The following is a 21,222-nucleotide window of genomic DNA, read 5'->3' as shown; positions in this document are numbered from 1 at the left end:
ATGATATCAACCGAAATTCAGACCCTAGATCTAAATGCTCCTGTTACTACCGTGACGCTACTCGAAGATCGTGCTCAAGTTCAACGCATGGCAAAGGTAACTTTAACATCAGGACTTTGGCGCGTTCACGTTGCCAAAGTTGCGCCCATTCTCTCTGATAAATCCCTTCGTGCTGAATTTAGCGATCGCATATCTGGTGCAAGAGTAAACGATGTACGTGTGCGCCGACGGATGTTAATTAAGGAATCAGATCGCTCAGGTTTGTTAGAAGAGTTGAAGATTGAATGGAGATCGCAATTCGATCAATACAATGTCCTCACTGAAGATCGCCAACAACTCGAAGACCAGTTTCAACAAATCGGCATAATTTTGGAAAAAGCTTTGCAAGAGCTGCCCATTGACGCGGCATGGGGACAAGTTGATCCAATGGCTTGGCGATCGCAATTACAGCCACTATTTCAAAAAATGCGGGAAGCCCGTAGCGAAATCCTCAATACTTACCATGCACAGGCGAAGTTGAAATCTGCGATCGAGCGGCTGGTAAGCCGTATTCAAGCTGAAGCTAGACCCGATCAGATTTTTACGGCGCATCTCGAAGCGGATTTAGCGATCGCTGAAACTGGCGAGTACGAGCTATCTTTTGATTACGTCGTTCCCAATGCCTTCTGGCGGCCCTATCATCAAGCCCAGTTACAGATGGGAGATAAGCAAACGGGAGAAAATTCGCAATTAACCTTCCGTACCGATGGTTGTGTTTGGCAAAACACAGGCGAAGACTGGCTAAATGTGGATTTAGTCTTTTCCACCGCTCGTGCGTCCCTTGGCACTGAGCCACCTTTACTCACCGATGATTGGCTGAATATTCGCGAAAAAGCAAAGAAAATTGCCGTAGAAATGCGCGATCAAACGGTGAAAACGACGGGGCTAGGCGCAGGCGCAAGACCAGATGCGATCGATTTACCTGGGGTTGATGATGGCGGAGAAGTGAGAACTCTCCGCGCTCCTAAAAAAGCGAATATTCCCTCCGATGGTAATCCCTATCGTGTGCCACTATTCCAATTCCAATCCTCAGCCAAGATTGAGTATGTGCTTATGCCAGAAATAGCTCTGCAAGTCGTTCTTAAAAGCGAACAAACTAATAATTCCACATTACCAATTTTGGCTGGCCCCGTCGATCTAGTGCGGTCTACAGAATATGTCGGGCGAACAACCGTATCTTTTATCGCTCCCCAAGAAAAATTTGCCCTTGGTTGGGGAACTGATGCGAATATGCGTGTTCAGCGCACCCAGTCACAAAAACGAGAAAAGAATCATCTCACCCAATGGAATACTATTACCAACACTGTCAGTATCTTTCTCTCGAATATTGGTGATGAAGCTAGAAAAATCACTATGACCGAGCGGATGCCTGTCTCAGAATTAGAGAAGGTAAAAATTGAAGTAGTTCAGGACGAAACCAGCGATCGCATCCAACCCGATATCAACGGTTTTTGCAATTGGAATTTACATCTCCCACCCTATTCTCAAGCCAAAGTGATCCTAGTCTACAAAATTGCTGCTGCGCCTGATGTCGAAGGTCTATAAATCACAGATAGTATATAGGGCTAGCACGAGGGGGGCACAGTACCTAAAGAATATAATAAATTGTTGGGGTAGGGGCTGTGCCCCCGTGCCAGCCCTGTCACGCTAGCAGTAGGAGATTCACAATCTGAATCCCACGTAACATCAGTCTTAAAAGCGCCAAGAATATAGCGGCGGGCGTAGCCCGCCGCTATATTCTTGGCGCTTTTATTTTGTGTAAGCCACTAAGGTGATGTTAAAAAATAACACTTGACTTAGAGTGCACTCTAACGTTTAGAGTTAGTTCTATGGAAAGGACATTCACAATTCAAGAAGCCTCACTGATGACTGGTGTAAGTGCACATACATTGCGCTACTACGAACGAATGAATCTTCTTGATTCAATCAATCGAGATGATAGTGGGTATCGTAGATTTACAAACTATGATTTGGATTGTGTCAGGTTTCTGACTAAATTACGTGCTACGAAAATGCCGATCCGTCAAATGCAGCAGTTTGCAGAGCTTCGCCGACAAGGACTTTCTTCAGCACATCAAAGACGATTGCTATTGGAAGAGCATTACAATGCAGTTCTTGCCAGCCAGCAAGAGCTTAATCATAGCCTTGAAATTATCAGTAAAAAAATTGCTTACTATAAAGAATTGGAGGAGAAAGAAATTACCAATGAGGAAGACTCGTATCATCTTCCTACTTATATCGCAATGGTTCAAGCAGGAAAAATCAATCATTCAGTTCACATTCCTCTCAAAGCCGAAACTGCTGCTCAAGAATTGATTGATCAACTCGATCCAGCAATTCTATAACGGTTTTCATTTTGCCGTAGGCAAAATGAAAACTCAAAAACCCTACTGGGACTGATTTTTTATTTTCAAATAAGTATGCACTCATTTGAGAACCTCTATATCGAGAATGCTCGAATTATTACAACCAAAAAAGGAACAAATCCATGAAAACAAGAAAACTGGGTAATCAAGGACTAGAAGTTTCAGAACTGGGACTTGGCTGTATGGGAATGTCCGAGTTTTATGGCAGTGGTGACGAACAAGAAGCGATCGCGACAATTCATCATGCCCTAGATCTTGGTGTGAACTTCCTCGATACTGCTGATATGTACGGGCCATTCACCAACGAGAAACTAGTTGGTAGAGCCATTAACGATCGCCGCGATCGCGTCATCCTCGCCACCAAATTTGGCAATGTCCGCAGTGCCGATGGTGGATGGCTAGGCATTAGTGGCAAACCAGAATATGTCCAACAGGCTTGTGATACCTCATTACAGCGTTTAGGAGTGGATGTAATTGACCTCTACTATCAACATCGTGTCGATGTAACAGTCCCAATTGAAGAGACTGTAGGCGCAATGGCAGAACTAGTCAAACAAGGCAAAGTCAGATATCTAGGCTTATCCGAAGCCTCCCCCGCCACGATCCGCCGTGCTCAAACCGTACATCCTATTTCCGCCCTGCAAACTGAATATTCGCTTTGGAGCCGTGACCCAGAGGATGAAATCTTGCCCACTTTGCAAGAATTAGGAATTGGCTTTGTGCCCTATAGTCCATTAGGCAGAGGTTTTCTGACAGGAGCTATATCCACTCCCGATGACTTTGCAGCCGATGACTTTCGCCGTCGATCACCACGCTTTCAAGGTGAGAACTTCACTAAAAACCTGCAATTAGTCGATCAAGTAAAAGCGATCGCATCTGAAAAAGGCGTTACTGCTGGACAACTAGCCTTAGCATGGCTACTTGCCCAAGGCGACTATATCGTGCCGATTCCTGGGACAAAACGCCGTACTTATTTGGAAGAAAATATTGGTGCAACGACAGTGACTCTAACCCCTGAAGATCTCAACCGTATTGATGCTGTCGCACCTCAGGGCATTGCCGCAGGCGATCGCTATCCCGCCCAAAACATGAGTTCCCTGAATCGTTAAGTTTATACTTACCATATAGCCGTTTTCAGTTTGCCTACGGCAAACTGAAAACTCAAAACCCTTACTGAGTTTGATTCTTTAGTTTTCCCAATAAGCATATGCTCATTGGGAAACTGCTATATTCAGAATATCCAGAGGTTGACTATTTCCTATGCATATTGATCCCAACTCAACATCACCGCAAGACAACTATAAACTATTAACAAATCTGGTCGTACCCAGACCGATCGCATGGGTAACTTCGCAAAATTCTAAAGGAGTGATCAATCTTGCTCCCTTCAGTTTTTTTAATGCGATCGGGAGTGATCCTCTATACCTGATCATCAGCATTGGCAATAAAGACGATGGCAGCATGAAGGATACAGCCGCAAATATCATTACTAGCGGCGAGTTTGTGGTTAATTTGGTGACAGAAGATCTTGTATCTGCCATGAATATTTCTGCGGCGAACTTTCCTTTAGATGAAAGTGAACTCACAGCAGTTGGTTTACATGCAGCATCGTCAAAACGGATTAAGGTTCCGCGAGTAGAAGAGGCAAAAGCCAGTTTAGAATGTGTACTGCATAGCCAACAACCTTTGGGAATATATACACTGATCATCGGGCAAGTGGTCATGTTTCATGTGGATGATGCACTGCTTGGCGATCGCCTCCATATTAATGGATTTGCTCCCATCGGTCGAATGGGTTCACCAGCTTACTATTGTCGAACTAGCGATCGCTTTGAAGTTCCACGTATTCCCTATGAGAATCTGCTTTAAACCCAGCAATCTGCTGGGTTTAAAGCGACTATATACCACCATCTCCAGCTTTACTAGTGGAGATGATATGAATATCCACATTTTTGAGAACTCGTAAAATCCTTTGCGTGAGCGATCCCTTAAACAGGATTTGCCAGCGTGACTTCTGGCTTTCACCCATAACAATTTGCGTAATTCGATAATTTTTTGCCGTATCCACGATCGCATCTAAAGGCTGACTATTTCGCACTCGAATAAAAGCACCTGCAAACTCTTTACAGAGGCGTTCACAGGTCTCAATATGTAGACTTTCGGCTTTGGTTAAAAAGCGATCAGGATCATCCACAAATAAAACATAGAGTTGAGCGTGCATATATCCCGCAATTCTTGCTCCTCTTCGCAATAATTGGAGTGAATTGGGATAGGTGGAAACGCAGACTAAAACCCGTTCATGAATATTACAGATAATAGTTGTTGTGGAACCTGACTGATCGTGAGATTCGAGATCATCTTCGATATTGTCAGCGATTTCGCGCAGAGCCAACTCTCGTAAAGCAATCAAATGGCGACGCTGAAAGAAGTTGTTTAGCGATTGATCAATTTTTTCAGGAGCATAGATTTTGCCGTCACGCAGACGTTCCTGTAAGGTTTCTGGTGTAACATCGACAACCACAATTTCATCGGCGGCTTCTAAAATGCGATCGGGAATGCGTTCACGCACGATCACGCCCGTAATTTTTGCTACGGTATCATTCAGGCTCTCAATATGTTGAATATTTACGGTTGAATAGACATCAATTCCAGCTTCGAGCAAGATCTCCACATCTTGATAGCGCTTTTCGCGATCTGCATTAGGGACATTGGTATGAGCTAATTCGTCTACTAGAGCTAATTGAGGCTGTCGCTTAACGATCGCATCAGTATCCATTTCCGTGAGCGCTACTGATTCCCACTTAATCTGTTGGCGTGGGATAAGTTCTAAGCCGATTGCTTTTTCCTCAGTCTCAGCCCGATTATGAGTTTCTAGTAAACCGATAACCACATCAATTCCTTCGGAACGTAAGCGATGCCCTTCCTCCAACATCCGATAGGTTTTACCAACCCCAGGACTCATACCGATAAATATTTTATGCTTTCCGCGCCGATAAGCTTTAATCATAGTGTAGCGATCGCTAATTTAGCCTGCTCAAACATATAGCCAATGGCTGCAAAAAGCAGCTTTAGATTTTGGATAGTATAGATGGTAATTTCTTTAACAAAATAGTTGGTATCAAGTATAGCAAATTCCCAAATTACGCCGTTAGATACAATTCCAAAAATGGGGGCAAAATTTGCTTCGTTTTTGGACATTTGATTAGCTCTACGCGCAGCCATCATATTAGAAATGCAGTCAATCCAAGCCTCTTCAAAGCTCTCATGTTTGACCCCAATAATGATTAAACTAGGTTTCTCTAAGAAGATGTTTCCCATTGGTGATCGCTTAGCAATCAAATAATCTGGAACTACGAAACGATTATCTCCATAATTAAGTGGTTGATGACTCCATAAAAGCAAATCTTTTTTGTATAGTTTCCAGACTTCTCTGAGAGTGGGATAGATTAAGGACTCACAGAGAGCAGATTCTGAATTTTTATACACGCTTTCACTCAGCGTTAATTTGATCTCAGCTTCAAAGTATTCAAAAACTGGTATTTCCATCATTTGAATAAAGTTTTGTTCAGAGTAGCTGATATCAAACTCTCTCAGTACTTCATCAACTCTTTTATAGTTTGTGTATGGCATATTTTTGGATGGTTTGAGTGTCTAAATCTTGCTTTTAGTGCTACTGTTGAAAACTGGTATAGCGATCCTAAATGAGATGTGAGAAAGACAAGGGGCTTAAGCCCCTTGTTATAGACTTTTACTTCTCACGATTCATTTGGGCTTGCTATATAGCTTATCGAAATTACAAAGAATCTAAAGCTAGATTTACCTTCAAGACATTCACTCCATCTTCGCCAAAGATGCCTAGAAAACGCCCATCGGTATTTTGTTGAATGAGTGATTCCAGCTTACTAGGTTCAACTTTGCGGGCTAGAGCTACTCTTTGAATTTGAGCTTTTGCGGCTTCAGGCGTAATGTGTGGATCGAGACTAGAACCAGAGGTGTAAATCAGATCGGCGGTTGGTTGAATTCCTGCTGATTGTAGTCGAGGTATATCGCCTACAATCACCTTACTGGGATCGGGATCGGATTTACCCTTGATTCGACTTAGAAGATCGGGATTGCTGGGCGCTAAGTTACTGGCTCCTGAAACGCCTGTTTTGAGAATGCCAGCATCATCTTTTTTAGGATCGGCGGTGCTGTAATTAGTCGTACTGGGGCGGCTATTGAAATATTTGTCACTTGTAAATGGCTGTCCAATTAAGGCGGAACCAACTACTTGTCCTTGAGCGTTACGAATCAAACTTCCATTGGCTTGATTTGAGAGAAACGGTAATTGCGCGATCGCTAATATTCCCGCAGGATAAATCACGGCAACTAGCACCCAAAGGACAACGGTGACGCGAATAGCTTTAATAATTTCGTTCATAGATTTTGAGTGATTTGTAATTCGTAATTCGTAATTCGTAATTAATTTAAAATTTCTCAGGTTGAAACATGACAACAAATAGATAAATCGAGAAGCTCAAAGTAACGATTCCCAATAATCCTAAGGCGTAGGCTTGAAAGCGGGTAAAACTATCAGCGTTAGCGGCATAGACAGCAGGGGCAACGATGAGATTCAGGCAGAGCGAGAGAAACAAATATTTTGGATATTTCTTTTTAGTTGCAAATTGCCATAGATCGGTGAAATCAGCGATCGTAAGATGAGGAGGAAGAGGGTTTTTCATAGGTAATGGATGAGTAAATAAAAAGCCTGAATTACGACCTGAATTACGGATTACGCAGATTTTTGGATTCTTAAATTTTGAGAATTGCAGCATTATAAAAATCCATGAAATCCCAGAATCTATTTAATCCGTGATTCAGATGTTGTAAGTTATGCGATTGGTAATAAAACATCGATAAATTTGATGGCAATGAATGGAGCGATTACGCCGCCTAGTCCGTAAAGCAAAATATTGCGCTGTAAAAGCTGATCGGCAGTGAGCGGTCTAAACTTTACTCCTTTTAGAGCTAGAGGAATTAATGCAGGAATAATTAGGGCGTTGTAGATCAAAGCCGAGAGAATTGCTGATTGTGGACTTTTGAGACCCATAATATTTAGCGAACCAATACCTGCGGCGGCAAATATGGTGGGGATAATCGCGAAGTATTTAGCGATGTCATTTGCGATCGAGAAAGTGGTTAATGCGCCACGAGTAATCAACAATTGTTTACCGATCGCAACTAAATCAATTAGCTTGGTCGGATCGCTATCTAAATCCACCATATTTGCGGCTTCCTTAGCAGCTTGCGTGCCCGAATTCATGGCAACACCGACGTTAGCTTGGGCTAGGGCTGGCGCGTCATTTGTGCCATCTCCTGTCATGGCGACTAATTTGCCCTGAGACTGTTCGCGACGAATGACTTCGATTTTGTCTTCGGGTGTTGCTTCTGCGATGAAGTCATCGACTCCTGCTTCCTCGGCAATTACTGAAGCAGTGATTTGGTTATCGCCTGTGAGCATAATCGTGCGCACACCCATCCGACGCAATTGATCAAATCTTTCTCGCAGTCCTGATTTGACAATATCTTTGAGATAAATTACCCCATAAAGATCGCCACCCTGACATATTCCCAAAGGCGTGCCACCGAGTTTTGAGACCTTCTCATAGGCGGCTTCAAATTCTTCAGGTACTAGGCCAGATCGCGATCGCACAAATCCACGAATCGCATCTACTGCTCCCTTGCGAACTTCGATCTCATTTGGTAAATCAGTGCCACTCATGCGAGTACGTGCGGAGAAATCAATACCTTTAGCTTGGTCGCGATCAAAAGTAGCGATCGCTCCTAATTGTTCGGCTAGCTGAACGATGGAGCGCCCTTCAGGAGTTTCATCAAAGATGCTTGCGGCAAGAGCCACAGTGGCTACTTCTGAAAGTGAATGTCCATTAACTGGGATAAATTCATCAGCTAGGCGGTTGCCAAGGGTAATCGTTCCAGTTTTATCAAGTACTAAGGTATTAATATCGCCGCAAGCTTCGACAGCTCGACCCGATGTAGCAATAACATTAAATTGCGCGACGCGATCCATACCTGCAATACCGATCGCACTAAGCAAACCGCCTATCGTGGTGGGAATCAGTGCAACTAGTAGAGAAACTAAGATCGCGATCGTCGTGGGTGTATTCACATAATTGGCGATCGGCGGGATCGTTGCGACCACAATTAGAAATACCTGTGTAAGCACTGTTAGCAGCACCGTCAAAGCAATTTCATTAGGAGTTTTCGTGCGTTCTGCGCCTTCGACAAGGGCAATCATGCGATCGATAAATCCTTGCCCAGGGTCAGCCGAAATCTTGATCGTCAGTTCATCGGAAACCACGCGAGTACCACCTGTGACGGAACTGGCGATATCTGTGCCTGGCTGTTTGAGGACGGGAGCAGATTCCCCTGTGATGGCTGATTCATCCACTGAGGCTAAACCTGCAATCACTTCACCATCAGCGGGAATCATTTCACCAATCTTAACCTTGACTAAATCACCACGGCGCAATTCTGTAGAACTGGTTGGTTGAATCGTGCCATCAGGCAATACTTTGCTAGCGATTGTATCCGATCGCGTAGTTCGTAAAGAGTCCGCCTGGGCTTTACCACGTCCTTCTGCGATCGCCTCTGCAAAGTTGGCAAATACCACTGTCAAAAAGAGAATCAGGGTAATCGAGCCATTAAGAATACGCTGTTGAGTGGGATCAGCTTGGACATTGCCAAAGAGATTTGGATCAATGGTTACGAGCAATGTGACAATCGTGCCAACCCAGACCATAAACATGACAGGATTACGAACGGCAATACGTGGATTCAGTTTACGGAAGGCATCACGAATAGCGCGTGGATAGAGTCCTGCCATCGACGCTTTAGGCGTATGTCTACGAGACTCGCGAGTTCCACTTGGTACATGAGATGAAGTTTTATTCATAGATTTAGCCACCTCTAGCAATCAAAAAAGCTTCAGCAACAGAGCCGAGAGCCAACACAGGGAAGAAAGTCAATGCACCCATAATCAAAATCACGCCAGCCGTAACGCTAGTAAAAAGAACCGTATCAGTTCGTAATGTGCCTGTAGTCATGGCAACAGGTTGCTTACGAGAAATTCCATCAGCTAAAAGTAATAGCGCGATTAAAGGAATATAACGACCGCCTAGTAAGCTAACGGAAGTGCTGAGATTCCACCAAAGAGCCGTTGGAGCTGGCTGACTATTGGCTAGCCCTGCAAATCCAGAACCGTTATTTGCTGCTGCCGAAGCATATTCATAAACCACTTGAGAGAGTCCATGAAATCCTGGATTGCTAATTCCAGATAACTGATCGGGAAATGCTAAAGCGATCGCACTGGGAATCAGAATAAAAATTGGGTGAATTAATAAAATCAAGAAACTAGTCAACACCACTTCATTCTTCTCGATCTTGCGTCCCAGAAACTCAGGAGTTCTGCCGACCATTAATCCAGTCACAAATACTGCCAAAATCGAATAGGAGAACAAGTAAGCAGTTCCAGTTCCCTGTCCACCCCAAATGATTTGCAGGAACATATTTGACAAAGTGATAAAGCCACCACTGGGCATCAGCGAATCGTGCATTGAGTTAACTGCGCCAGTCATTGTTCCTGTCGTGGTCACGGCAAATAAGGCTGATTGCGCCCAACCAAATCGAACTTCTTTACCTTCTAGATTTGGACTCTGTGAACCGAGCAACGCATTTACAAGGGGATTACCTTGATATTCACCAATTCCTACGATGATAATGAAGGCAACATAAAGAATGAACACCATTCCAAACACTAGCCATGCTTGCTTACGGCTATTGGCAATTTCTCCGTATGTAAAGATTAGCGCTGTAGGTATGGAAATCATTGTCAAAATCTGAATTAGATTTGTGAAGCCATTGGGATTCTCAAAAGGATGCGCTGAATTAGAGCCAAAAAAGCCACCACCATTTTCACCAAGTTCCTTAATGATCTCGAAATGCGCCACAGTGCCGATCGCGATCGCCTGACTAATATTTCCATCTTCTAAAGTCGGGACAATCACAGGCACTGACAAGGTTTCAGGTACACCTGCGGCAATAAAAACGATCGCCCCAATAATGCTGATCGGCAACAAAATTCTGGTAATGGAAAGTGTTAAATCTCCATAAAAATTGCCCAGAGATCGCCCAGTCAAGCCACGAATAAATGCGATCGCAACAGCAATACCTGTCGCTGCCGAGGTGAAAAATAGAAATCCTAAACCCAACATTTGAGTAAAGTAACTGAGGGTAGTTTCACCAGAATAGTGCTGTTGATCGGTATTGGTAATAAACGAAATCGTCGTATGTAGCGCTGTATCCCAACTGGGAGCGCTCATTCCCGTTGGGTTTAGTGGCAATATGCCCTGAAAGATGATCATCAGGAATAGCAATATCGCCATAACAAAGTTGCTATATAGAACTGCACGAATATATTGCCAAACAGTCATTTGCATTTGAGACTGAATGCCACTGAACTTAAATATCAGTCCTTCAATTGGGCTTAAAGCCCTATCCAGCAATGTCTTTTGCCCTAAAAACACTCGTGCGATGTAACCACCAAAGATCGGCGCGATCGTCACAATCAGCACTAGCGTTATTCCTATCTGAATCCATCCTTGTATCATGGTGGAGATTCTTCTCTTAATGTCGATGAATTGCCGATGAAGCATTAAAAAATTACTTCTAGCCATCTAATCATCAATCTATTTTTCTATCTTGACAAGGTATATCTTTGCGTTTATAACCATCTTACTTAGTTGCGTCTAGGTTCTGAACCTAGTAAAGATTTAACTGTTTAGTAAGCGTTTAGAAGGTGTTTAGTTAGCGAGATCCTTTTGTTTGCTGACAAATTTATGGATATTGCGATCTCCCAGCACTTCTGTTGGACAACAAAGCCCTTTTGCTCAGTAGGAGGAAAGACAACCTGCAAACACCATTAAAAAATGTGCAGAATTGCCCTAATGAAGGCTTTACCGTTATAGCCACGATCTACCCAAATCCTTGAAAAATATGGCACTAGAACAAAAAATCAAACATCGCAAACAACTCGCCGCAGGCCTCATGCAAATTGTCCTTCGCGAAACCTTTGCTATTCTGGTGGCATTTTCAGGCAAGATATTAAATTGCTGTGGTTGCTAAGCGAATATCTAAAAGCTTAAGGTTTGTCAAGGAATAAGATGAGTACCCATCCCTTTTCAGAAATTTATGATGCGATCGCCTCACAATAGAAGATTGATTCTCAAGAAAGCGATCGCCCTTTAATTTTCAAACGAGAAGATTTGAGGCGCTATTACAATGCTTCTTTGTTTACGGTTCTATCGTTTCTTTTTTAGGGCTAGGCTACCAAAATTTAAATCAAGCTTAATCATAAGTTAAATCATGAATGTCCACTGAAAAGTATGATGACTTTTAGTGTGAGAAAAGGTGTCATGTTTTATTTTAAAAGGTTTTCAGTTCAACCATTCGTAGTTGCTTCAGTTCTGCTATTACCATTCGCAACTGGATCTGCCAGTGCAAAAGAAGTAATATCGATTTCAACTTCCCAAAATAGTGCTAAGGTACTCAATACTTTAGAAAAAATCGAAAAAGATACTCTAGCTGATTCTTCTATCCAAGAGCCAGAGAAAGTCTCCCAAAATGTTACTTCAGTATCACAGCTTTCTGATGTCAAACCGACAGACTGGGCTTTTACATCATTGCAGTCCTTAGTGGAAAGATATGGATGTATTGCAGGATTCCCTGATCGTACTTACCGAGGTAAGCAAGCCTTGTCGCGTTATGAATTTGCGGCTGGTTTAAATGCTTGTCTTGATAAGGTTAACGAAATTATTTCTGCTGGTTTAGCAGATAAAGTCAGCAAGGAAGACCTCGCCACTCTTAAAAAACTTCAAGAAGAGTTTGCTGCCGAACTTGCAACACTAAGAGGTCGAGTTGATGCCCTTGATGCCAAAGTCGCTAAGTTAGAAGCCCAACAGTTTTCTACCACTACCAAACTAAGCGCTACAGTAATTTTTGCTCTTGCCGATACTTTTGGTAGTGTGGGAACAGGAACAGCCCTCCAAAACCCTCAAAAAACCACCAATTCTACAAACCTCAATCTTTCTTATCGCGCAAGATTGAACTTTGATACGAGCTTTACTGGTAAAGATTTACTTCGTACTCGTTTGCAAGCGGCAAATATGCCCAATTTGGGCAGTGCATCAGGCACTAATATGGCTCGTTTGGCTTTTACTCAAGACACGACAAACACATTTGAGATTGACAAGTTTTATTATCGCTTCCCAATTGGGAATAGCTTGACCGCCTATGTAGGAGCCAATCAACTCGATCCCGATGACGTTGCCGACACTCTGAATCCATATTTTGAAAGCAGCGATAAGGGTGCTTTATCGAGATTTGGTCGTTACGATCCACTAACATTCCGTGGTCCATCAGGTATTGGCATTGGTTTTAATTATAAAATCGATCCAAAATTCTCTGTAGCCGCTAGTTACTTTGGTAAGTCTGGCAACAATACTGGAACTACTGGCGCTAACGTTGCGACAGGGCAGAATGGCTTATTCAACGGTGCTTATATCGCAAACTTGCAAGTTGTTTTCGCTCCTGCGCAAAACTTTAAAATTGGAGCGATGTATGCTCGTAGTTTTGAACCAGGCAAAGATGTAAATCTATCTTCAAACACTGGCAGTAATTTCGGGAATCAACCATTTGGGGCTTTTGATACTTCCGCCGATCGCTATGGTGCTCAATTTGAATGGCTAGTTTCTAAAGGATTTAACTTTGGCGGCTGGGTTGGTTTTGCCAATGCCCGACAAGAGTCAGGAGCAAATATTGGCAATACTGCTAACTTGTTTAACTGGAGCGTTAACCTAGCATTTCCCGATCTCTTTGCTGAAGGCAATAGAGGTGGAATTATTTTCGGAATGCCTCCAAAAGTCACTTCAAATAGTGACCCCACGAGAGTTGATCCAGACACTGCATATCTTCTAGAACTCCAATATTCTTTTCGCGTCAGCAAGAATATATCAGTTACTCCTGGTGTAATTGCTATCTTCAATCCCAACCATAATGCATTGAACCCTACAACTTGGGTGGCAACGATTAGAACACTATTCACTTTCTAAACTTGGTCGTAAGAATAAGTTGATAATTCGCTACTTATCCTTTGCCTTAGCAGAATGGTTATAGATCAATAAAAAGCAGTGAAGCGAATATTCTTCGCTGCTTTTTAATTTTACTCAGTAGCTAAAACATAAATCCTATGCAAATTCAGCGTTTGTTCCGATCTCATATATTCAGATTTATTCTGTTTGCGATCGCTAGTTTTAGCATGATTATATTCTTCGCAAATCAGCCAAGTCTTTCGCAAATCAACGAGTCGGCATTTTCTAACAAAGATGTTGAATTTTCCTTTGTGGTAGTTGGGTGTAATCGAGTAGACAAAGGTGATGTTGATAAGACCTCCCCTAGCACTGCTAATATCGAACAGTTAAAACGTACATTCAAGGAAGTAGCCGAATTAAATCCGCCGCCAAAGTTCATGTTTTTTGCTGGTGATTTAGTTTTTGGTTACACTTCTGACACTAAAAATCTTGAATCTCAGTTAAAAGGTTGGCGCGAACTTTACGAAAGTTCGCCTTTAGCTTCTAGCAAGACAACCTTAATCCCTGTTACGGGCAACCACGAGACCCAGAATGAAAAGAAAGTCTCCTATGAAGGCGCAGAGAAATCTTGGCTGAAGGTAATGGCTCCTTACCTCAAATATGCTGGGAATGGCCCTCGTGCTGGTGGTAAAGATAATCTCAAAACCGACCAAAGCAAGTTGACTTATTCCTTTGATTACAAAGGAACGCATTTTCTTGTCCTTAATACCGATCCTGTCGGTCGAGATTGGAGCGTGCCGAAAAATTGGATCGCTCAGGATCTGGATAAGGCAAAATCGCGTTTTGCTAAGCATATCTTTGCGATTGGGCACAAACCTGCTTATTCCTATCCTAAAAATCTATACAGCCCTGCCGAAGATAAGGAAGATGGATTGGGTAAATTGTATCCAAGCGATCGCGATGAGTTCTGGACAAGTCTTGTCAAGAACAAAGCAGAAGCGATGCTAGCTGCTCACAATCATGTTTACTATCGCGCCAAAGGGCCAAATGGTAATACATGGCAGATCATTGCAGGTAATGGTGGCAGCAAGCTTGATAAGGTTGTCGATCAAGCTAAAAACAACGCTTTTGGCTATACCGTAGTTAGCGTAATGAAAGACAATCGCGTGATGGTCACTAGTTATGGTCGAGATGTTCCTAAAGATGGGTATCTAGCTCCAAGCGACAAATATCCTACAACCGTTCGCGATCGCGGAGACATTAGTTGGAATAGCTAAACAGAAAAGAGAGTAGAAATTTTTACTCTCTTTTTGTTTATGAGGATGTTAGAGAAATAAATATGATTCTCTTCAAACCAAGTTCCTTTTTGCAGTGATTATTTTTACAGGGAGTAATTCATTATGTTTATCAATAAAAAGTGGCTTCGCTTTTCCTTAAGTCTAGTGTCAGCTTTTCTTATAACAGTATTTGTAACTGCCTGCGTCCAGACACAGACTCCCGAAAATAAAACTAAAACAACCACGGGTACTAACGCAACTAAGCCAGCCGAAGTAGCTAAACCTACTACTGGCGGTATTACGGTTTATACTGCTCTCGAAGATGACCAATTATCAGAGTATTTGCCTTTATTTCAGAAGCAATATCCTGACATCAAGGTTAACAAGGTTCGCGACTCTACTGGCGTAGTTACTGCCAAACTTCTCGCAGAGAAAGATAACCCTACTGCTGATGTAGTTTGGGGACTTGCTGCCTCAAGTCTACTTGTTGCCGATAAGCAAGGGATGCTAGAGCCTTACGCTCCTAAGGGACTAGATGCAGTTCAGCCCATGTTTAGAGATAGTCAAAATCCACCACATTGGGTAGGTATTGATGCATGGGAATCAGCTTTTTGCGTCAATACGGTTGAAGCTGGCAAAAAGAATTTACCAATCCCTCAATCTTGGGCAGATCTAATCAAACCTGAGTACAAAGGTCAGATTGTGATGTCCAATCCTGCATCTTCGGGTACTGGCTTTCTCTCAGTATCAGTTATTTTGCAAATGATGGGAGATGCAGAAGGTTGGAAGTACTTAGATGCCCTACATGAAAATATTGCTCAATATGTTCATTCTGGTTCTAAGCCTTGCAAACTTGCAGGATCTGGCGAATATGCGATCGGTATTTCCTTTGGATATCGTGCTGTAAAGCAAAAAAATGCTGGTGAACCAATCCAGCCAGTTTTCCCTAAAGAAGGTTCTGGGTGGGATGTTGAGGCTAATGCTTTGGTTAAGAAAGCTAATATCAATCCTGCGGCTAAGACTTTCTTGGATTGGGCAATTTCTCCTGAAATCTCCAAAAAGTATGCTAAAAACTTCCCCTTAACTGCCGTCAAGACCGATGTGCCGATTCCTGCTGGCTTCCCCGAAGATCCACTCAAGCAGCTATCTACTAAGAACGATCTGAAATGGGCTGCTTCTAACCGCGATAAGATTTTAGCAGAATGGACTAAGCGCTATGATTCCAAGTCTGAAGCAAAGAAGAAGTAAATAAAACTTCGAGAGAATTTCGAGAAAGATTGCTTTGCAATCTTTCTCGAAAACAAACATTTAAGACTAGAACGCAATCATAAAAAACTTCTGAGGCTTAACAAAATCATGACAAATTCTTCGGACGGGACAGACGCGATCGCAAGTCAAGCTAGCTCGCAGGGAGAATTTGCTGACATTCAGCAAAGCTCACAAAAAATCCAAGAGCCAAATTCTACTTTTGCTTCATCAATGAATAAGAAGGATCTTGGGCAACCGTATCTCCAAATTGAGAATGTTCATAAGTCATTTGGGCAATTTATAGCTCTTAATGATATAAATCTCAATGTTTATGCTGGAGAGTTTGTCTGTTTATTAGGTCCCAGTGGTTGCGGTAAAACAACATTACTTCGAATCATCGCTGGTTTAGAACAGCAGACCACTGGACTGGTAATGCAAGGAGGTAAAGATGTTTCTCATTTACCTCCTGCAAAACGAGATTTTGGTATAGTATTTCAATCTTATGCTTTATTTCCCAATCTCACGGCATCGCAAAATATCGCCTATGGGTTGCAGAATACACCTATGCCTAAGCGACAGATCGAGCAACGGGTAAAGGAATTGCTTGAGACAGTCGGTTTAGAAGGTTTTAGCAAAAAATATCCTGCCCAAATGTCTGGTGGACAGCAGCAGAGAATTGCCCTAGCGAGAGCTTTAGCTCTATCTCCGAGCTTATTACTTTTAGACGAACCATTATCAGCTTTGGATGCCAAAGTCAGAGGTCGTCTGCGTGTTGAAATCACTCAATTGCAAAAGCGTTTGGGTGTAACGACTGTTATGGTAACGCACGATCAAGAGGAAGCCTTGACGATGGCTGATCGCGTTGTGGTTATGGATAAAGGTGTAATCGCTCAAGTTGGAACTCCCCGCGTAGTTTACCAAAATCCTAAGACTCCTTTCGTGGCAAACTTTATTGGTTCTACTAATCTTTGGACTGGCGAAGTTATTTCTTCTACACAGATACGATGTGGCAATATTTTGCTAGATGCAAATATTGGAGAATTTGAAGTAAATAGCCAGATTGAAATTGCAATTCGTCCTGAGTCGATTCATTTATTAGATAGTAACAAGCAAAATGAGGATTTAGCTAACATTGTCAGTGCTGATATCGAAGGCATAGAATTTCTTGGCTCTGTATATCACATTACCTTGCGCCCTGAAGGTAATTCTAAGGTAACTATCACGATTGAGGTTTCTATTCATCAGGCAAGACAGATCGAATTAAATTTGGGAACAACATTAACAATCCAAATCCCTAGCGAGCATTTGCAAATTTTTCCTAAATGATAAATTCCCTTAGGATGGACGGCGCTTTTCACTACCAATCCTAACCATGAAATCTCTCTGCCATCACTATCACTCCCTCATTTTTGAGTAAGTTGTCCTATGACATTAGCACCAGAAAAAAAAAGCAGCTTTCCAGTGAAGCCTCAAGCCCAAGTTCAGCAAATCCTAACCAAAGAAGATTGGATCTTGAGAGGGTTTATTGTTTTAAGTACGCTTGGGCTTTTGGTTGGCGTATTACTGCCGCTATATCCAATGTTAATCCGCAGCTTTCAGGATACGGATGGGCTATGGATAGGGCTAGATAATTACATTCGCTATTTTCAGACTCCAGCGCTTTCGGTTTCGATATTTAACACCTTCTATATCGCGATCATTAGTGCAACGATCTCCGTTGTTTTAGGTTTTATATATGCTTATGCCTTAACTCGAACTGCGATGTTTGGCAAGCCTTTCTTTCGCATTATTGGCTTGCTACCTCTGTTTATCCCACCCCTAGCTCACAGTATTGGATTAGTTTATCTGTTTGGGAATAAGGGCTTAATAACTACTGGATTTTTTTCGTTGATTGCAGGATTTGATATTAATCTATATGGTTCCAATGGGATCATTATTGGTGAAGTTCTGTATTGCTTTCCCCAAGCCGTAATTTTGTTGATGACAGCTTTAAATATTACTGATGCCAGACTTTATGAGGCAGCATCAGCTCTGCGGACACCAGCCCATCGCGTATTTTTTACAGTGACTTTACCAAGCGTTAAGTATGGCTTGATGAGTGCAATTTTTGTTTGTTTTACTCTAGCTTTTACTGACTTTGGTGTACCTAAAGTAGTTGGTGGCGGATTTAATGTTCTTGCAACTGATATTTATAAGCAGGTGATTGGTCAGCAGAACTTCTCGATGGGTGCAACGATTGGGGTGTTTTTATTGCTTCCTACCGCGATCGCTTATATTCTTGATCGTATTTTCCAAGGTCGCCAAACCGCTTTAGTAAGTAGTCGATCTGTTCCTTTTCAACCCAGCCCTAATCCAAAATTAGACTGGCTAATGTTTGCTTTTTGCAGCTTAATTGTTAGTTTCATTCTGTTAGTATTTGGCACAATTATTCTTGCCTCTTTGGTTAAGGTATGGCCCTATAATTTCACCCTCACCACTAAGCATTACGATTTTAATGCAGTTGGCGGCGGCGGACTAGATGCTTATTGGAATAGTATTCAGGTTTCTCTCTATACGGCTTTTTTTGGCACGATCGCAGTATTTATGGGAGCGTACCTAGTCGAGAAAGGTAAAGGATTTAAACTGATGCGATCGTTTAACTATTTCTTATCGACAATTCCTCTAGCTCTACCTGGTCTAGTATTAGGACTATCCTATGTATTTTTCTTTAACAAGCCATTATGGAATATTCCCTATACAAATCTCGCTTTAGTCAATCCCTTTAACGGACTTTATGGAACGATCTCTCTGTTGGTCATCTGTAATATCATCCATTTTTATACTGTTGGCTTCTTAACTGCAAGCACTGCCCTGAAGCAAATCGATCCAGAATTTGAGTCAGTCTCAGCTTCTATGGGCGTTCCATTTTACAAAACCTTTTGGCGCGTGACGATTCCTTTAACTATTCCTGCAATCTTAGAATTAGGCAGTTACTTTTTTGTAAATTCGATGGTTACTATTTCAGCAATTATTTTCTTGTATCCCCCAAATGCTCCTCTAGCTGCCGTGGCGATTGTCAATATGGATGACGCAGGTGATGTTGCTCCCGCAGCGGCGATGTCTACGGCTCTAGTTTTGACAAGTATTGCGGTGAGAATTCTCTATTGGTTGTTAACAAAAGGTTTATCAAAAAGCACACAGACTTGGCTAAAACGATAAAAGATATAGTTTCGTATAAAGCGTACAACTATATCTTTAGTATCGCAAATAATAGCAATTAGAAAAAGGTGAAAATCGTGACTGCAATAAAATTAGTCGTTTTTGATATGGCTGGTACGACCGTCAAAGACGATCGCGAAGTAGAAGAATGCTTTATGCAAGCTGCGGCTAAGACTGGGCTAGAGGCTCAGACCGACAGAGTTATTGCAATGATGGGAATTTCTAAAAAGGTGGTTTTTCAGACTCTGTGGGCTGAACAGATCGACAAAGAAGATCCCAGCTACATTTCTAAAGTAGAAACTTCCTTTATCGAGTTTAAACAAATTTTGGAAGATCATTATCGTACTCAACCTGTTGAGCCGACTGAGGGATGCTTAGAGCTATTTGAATGGCTGCGATCTCATCAAATTAAAATTGCTCTGACCACAGGCTTTTATCGCGAAGTGACAGATATTATTCTCAGTCGTCTTGGTTGGAATAAGGGACTCGATTCTGATTATGTTGGCTCTGATAACTCGTTGATTCAAGCCTCGATCACTCCATCGGAGATTTATAACCAAGAAGGTCGCCCAGCCCCATATATGATTCAAAAGGCAATGTATCAGTTGGCGATCGCTAATCCACAACAAGTGATTTGTATTGGTGATACTCCTTCCGATCTTTTGGCAGGGCACAATGCAAATTGCCTTTATACTTTTGGAGTTACTAATGGCACTCATACCCACGAGCAATTAGCCATTTATCCCAATGATGGCTTAGTTGTATCCCTATCTGAATTCCAAAATAAATTATCCAGCTTAATCTCCTAAAATCATTTATGAGTAAGACAAATCATACAGAAATTGCGATCGTCGGTGCAGGCATCGTAGGGCTCGCCCATGCTCTAGCAGCCGCCAAACGCGGTTACAAAGTAACAGTATTTGAAAGGAATCTTGAGGCTGTCGGCGCTTCGATCCGTAATTTTGGGATGGTTTGGCCAGTAGGTCAACCAAATGGGAAATTACGCGATCGCGCTTTCAAGTCCAGAGAAATCTGGCTTGAAGTTGTCGAGAAAGCAGGACTATATCACGATCCCAGCGGCTCTCTCTTGCTTGCTTATCGTCAAGACGAACTGGACGTACTTGAGGAATTCATGGCAACCAATGAAGGCGTTGACACGATCGCTTTGTTAAATGCCGAAGCTGTTGCTAAAAAGAGTGAAGCTGCCATCACTGAAGGATTACTAGGCGCTTTATGGAGCAGCACTGAAGTAACCGTCGATCCGAGGGAGGTAATCCAAAAATTGCCAGCATTTTTAGCTAGTAATTATCCAATTGAATTTCAATTTGGCAAAGTCGTCAATGCGATCGCTTATCCCAATCTGCAAGTGGGCAATGAGTCTTGGACTGCCGATCGCATTTTTGTTTGTAGCGGTGCAGATTTTGAAACCCTCTATCCACAAATTTATGCAGAAAGCAACATTACCAAAGTAAAGTTGCAAATGATGCGAACCGTATCCCAACCTGCAAATTGGAGATTAGGTCCTTCCCTCTATGCTGGTCTGACATTAACTCACTATGGTTCTTTCAGTCATTGTCAAACCCTAGACGCTTTGAAAAAAAGAATTGAACTAGAAACTCCACATTTTCCAGAATGGGGAATTCATGTGATGGTTTCGCAAAATGGCTTAGGAGAATTAATTCTCGGTGATTCCCATGAATATGGATTGACTCCCGATCCCTTCGATCGCGCCGAAATTAATAATTATGTTCTCGATTATTTGCAAACATTTGCAAAATTCCCAGAACTCAAGATTTCCGAAACATGGCATGGGGTCTATGCAAAGCTTGCTGGGAAAACAGAATTTATTGCCGAGCCAGAAGCCAATGTCACCATCGTTAACGGGCTTAGTGGAGCGGGAATGACCTTATCCTTTGGCTTAGCCGAAGAAAATATCTCTTTGCTTTAGGT

Annotated in this window: 17 protein-coding genes; 11 read left to right on the top strand and 6 right to left on the bottom strand. The window is 42.3% G+C overall.

Translation table 11 applies throughout. From position 1 onward, the window contains the following. The 4 genes from PseudUWO311_RS07335 (at position 1) to PseudUWO311_RS07320 (ending at position 4,274) form a co-directional block, all read left to right on the top strand. Positions 1–1,584 (top strand): mucoidy inhibitor MuiA family protein, encoded by a 1,584-nt coding sequence (locus PseudUWO311_RS07335; RefSeq protein ID WP_142654548.1) that lies wholly within the window; start codon positions 1–3, stop codon positions 1,582–1,584. Positions 1,585–1,868: 284 nt separating this feature from the next. Then, positions 1,869–2,384, top strand: coding sequence for a MerR family transcriptional regulator (locus PseudUWO311_RS07330; protein ID WP_142654547.1), 516 nt, complete (start codon positions 1,869–1,871; stop codon positions 2,382–2,384). A 143-nt stretch (positions 2,385–2,527) separates the two neighbouring features. Continuing rightward, positions 2,528–3,514 (top strand): aldo/keto reductase, encoded by a 987-nt coding sequence (locus PseudUWO311_RS07325; RefSeq protein WP_142654546.1) that lies wholly within the window; start codon positions 2,528–2,530, stop codon positions 3,512–3,514. A 151-nt stretch (positions 3,515–3,665) separates the two neighbouring features. Continuing rightward, positions 3,666–4,274 (top strand): flavin reductase family protein, encoded by a 609-nt coding sequence (locus PseudUWO311_RS07320; protein ID WP_142654545.1) that lies wholly within the window; start codon positions 3,666–3,668, stop codon positions 4,272–4,274. Between the two features lie 28 nt (positions 4,275–4,302). Here the strand turns inward: PseudUWO311_RS07320 and PseudUWO311_RS07315 are convergent, their stop codons facing one another. From PseudUWO311_RS07315 to kdpA, 6 genes are all read right to left on the bottom strand, one after another. Further along, a complete protein-coding gene (locus PseudUWO311_RS07315; RefSeq protein WP_142654544.1) occupies positions 4,303–5,412 on the bottom strand; it encodes a universal stress protein in 1,110 nt (369 codons plus the stop codon). After that, positions 5,409–6,035: a hypothetical protein gene (locus PseudUWO311_RS07310; protein WP_142654543.1), complete on the bottom strand. Its 627-nt coding sequence runs from the start codon at positions 6,033–6,035 to the stop codon at positions 5,409–5,411. The genes PseudUWO311_RS07315 and PseudUWO311_RS07310 overlap by 4 nt, the downstream gene beginning before the upstream one ends. A 163-nt stretch (positions 6,036–6,198) precedes the next feature. Then, entirely contained in the window at positions 6,199–6,825 is a 627-nt protein-coding gene (gene kdpC, locus PseudUWO311_RS07305; protein ID WP_142654542.1) for a K(+)-transporting ATPase subunit C, read from the bottom strand. A gap of 46 nt (positions 6,826–6,871) precedes the next feature. After that, positions 6,872–7,219 carry a potassium-transporting ATPase subunit F gene (locus tag PseudUWO311_RS07300; RefSeq protein ID WP_223807484.1) on the bottom strand — a complete coding sequence of 116 codons (348 nt, stop codon included), beginning with the start codon at positions 7,217–7,219 and terminating at the stop codon, positions 6,872–6,874. A gap of 56 nt (positions 7,220–7,275) precedes the next feature. Next, on the bottom strand, positions 7,276–9,357 hold the full coding sequence (kdpB, locus tag PseudUWO311_RS07295) for a potassium-transporting ATPase subunit KdpB (RefSeq protein ID WP_142654541.1): 2,082 nt from the start codon (positions 9,355–9,357) through the stop codon (positions 7,276–7,278). 4 nt (positions 9,358–9,361) lie between these two features. Then, positions 9,362–11,071: a potassium-transporting ATPase subunit KdpA gene (gene kdpA, locus PseudUWO311_RS07290; RefSeq protein WP_142654540.1), complete on the bottom strand. Its 1,710-nt coding sequence runs from the start codon at positions 11,069–11,071 to the stop codon at positions 9,362–9,364. 804 nt (positions 11,072–11,875) lie between these two features. On the opposite strand from kdpA, the gene PseudUWO311_RS07285 reads away from it, so the two are divergent. From PseudUWO311_RS07285 to PseudUWO311_RS07255, 7 genes are all read left to right on the top strand, one after another. Then, on the top strand, positions 11,876–13,570 hold the full coding sequence (locus PseudUWO311_RS07285) for an iron uptake porin (protein WP_223807483.1): 1,695 nt from the start codon (positions 11,876–11,878) through the stop codon (positions 13,568–13,570). A gap of 206 nt (positions 13,571–13,776) precedes the next feature. Further along, complete coding sequence (locus PseudUWO311_RS07280) at positions 13,777–14,826, top strand: metallophosphoesterase family protein (protein WP_190303430.1); 1,050 nt, start codon at positions 13,777–13,779, stop codon at positions 14,824–14,826. Between the two features lie 123 nt (positions 14,827–14,949). Next, positions 14,950–16,074, top strand: coding sequence for a putative 2-aminoethylphosphonate ABC transporter substrate-binding protein (locus PseudUWO311_RS07275; protein WP_142654537.1), 1,125 nt, complete (start codon positions 14,950–14,952; stop codon positions 16,072–16,074). Positions 16,075–16,305: 231 nt separating this feature from the next. Beyond that, the gene (locus PseudUWO311_RS07270) at positions 16,306–17,400 is read left to right on the top strand and encodes a putative 2-aminoethylphosphonate ABC transporter ATP-binding protein (protein WP_142654599.1); all 1,095 of its coding nucleotides are present in this window, start codon (positions 16,306–16,308) and stop codon (positions 17,398–17,400) included. Positions 17,401–17,499: 99 nt separating this feature from the next. Next, positions 17,500–19,272 carry a putative 2-aminoethylphosphonate ABC transporter permease subunit gene (locus PseudUWO311_RS07265; protein ID WP_142654536.1) on the top strand — a complete coding sequence of 591 codons (1,773 nt, stop codon included), beginning with the start codon at positions 17,500–17,502 and terminating at the stop codon, positions 19,270–19,272. Positions 19,273–19,349: 77 nt separating this feature from the next. Beyond that, positions 19,350–20,081: an HAD hydrolase-like protein gene (locus PseudUWO311_RS07260; protein WP_142654535.1), complete on the top strand. Its 732-nt coding sequence runs from the start codon at positions 19,350–19,352 to the stop codon at positions 20,079–20,081. Positions 20,082–20,089: 8 nt separating this feature from the next. After that, positions 20,090–21,220 (top strand): TIGR03364 family FAD-dependent oxidoreductase, encoded by a 1,131-nt coding sequence (locus PseudUWO311_RS07255; protein WP_142654534.1) that lies wholly within the window; start codon positions 20,090–20,092, stop codon positions 21,218–21,220. Positions 21,221–21,222: the final 2 nt, after the last annotated feature.

It is taken from the genome of Pseudanabaena sp. UWO311 (assembly GCF_006937785.1).
GTDB lineage: Bacteria > Cyanobacteriota > Cyanobacteriia > Pseudanabaenales > Pseudanabaenaceae > Pseudanabaena.
This window is presented reverse-complemented; position numbering and strand designations above follow the sequence as displayed.